2 protein-coding genes are annotated in these 1,040 nt (G+C 65.4%); both read left to right on the plus strand.

Features of this window, described 5'->3' with window-relative positions; genetic code table 11:
• Positions 1-381 precede the first annotated feature (381 nt).
• A complete protein-coding gene (locus ACFU7D_RS29865) occupies positions 382-582 on the plus strand; it encodes a transposase (RefSeq protein WP_378874194.1) in 201 nt (66 codons plus the stop codon).
• Between the two features lie 83 nt (positions 583-665).
• A partial coding sequence (locus ACFU7D_RS29870; RefSeq protein ID WP_378874196.1) for a transposase occupies positions 666-1,040 on the plus strand: 375 nt, incomplete at its 3' end.

A 1,040-nucleotide genomic window follows, 5' to 3' on the forward strand; every position in this document is an offset into this window, starting at 1 on the left:
CTCGCTAAAACAGCAGGTCAGCGGCTCTTTTCGGCGGGCTCAAGGATCGCCACGCACTCCACATGATGCGTCATCGCGAAACATGTGGAGCACAGACGCGTGGAAGTAGCCGCAGGTCAGCACCCTGCGGCGGAAATTCTGGGCAAAACGCCCGCGTGCGTTACGTGCGCTGTGTGCGTTATGTGCGGCTTCTTGACGCATGAGGCACCCAGCATGCCATTCAAACGTTAGGCCCCAGGCAGTCCCTCACGAAACCAGTCCGCCCATCGCACTCCAGCGGCCGTTAGAGCTCGTAACACGATCTTGCCGAATCATCCTGGTGGGCGTGACCGATCTGATGATTCGGCCGTCCGTGACGGTGCGAGCACTCGGCCGTGGATCGTGGACGACGACCTGTGGGCACTGATCGAACCGCTGCTGCCGCCGTGGCCGGAACGGTCACCGGGACCGCTGCCGGTTTCGGACCGGCTCTGCCTCCGAGGCATCCTGTTCGTTCTCCACAACGACATAGCGTGGCAACTCCGGCCCCTGGAGCTGGGGTTCGACTCCGGACAGACCTGCTGGCGTCGCCTGGACCGGTAGCAGAAGGCAGGAGTCTTCGACCAGCTGCACCAAGTCCTGCTCGCGGAGCTGAACGCGGTCGGCGAACTCGCCTGGTCACGCGTGTGCGTGGACGGCTCCCACATCCGCGCGAAAAAGGGGGACCCGACACTGGTCCGTCGCCGGTCGACCGGCGGAAGACGGGCAGCAAACACCACCTGATCTGTGACGGACGTGGCACCCCGCTCAAGGTCATCACCACAGCCGCGAACGTGAACGACGTCACCCAGACCCTCGCCCTGGCCGACGGGATCCCGCCCGTCGCGGGCCGCCGGGGCCGGCCCCGCCGCCGGCCCGATGCCCTGCTCGGCAACAAGTGCTACGACTCCAACCCGAACCGGGGCGCGCTACGCACACGACGGATCCTGCCTGTCATCTCACGCAAGGGCTGCGCGAACATCAAAGGGATGGGCAAGCTCCGCTCCGTCGTCGAGCAGAAC

Origin of the sequence: Nocardioides sp. NPDC057577, from assembly GCF_042801335.1 — a bacterium.
Lineage (GTDB): Bacteria > Actinomycetota > Actinomycetes > Propionibacteriales > Nocardioidaceae > Nocardioides.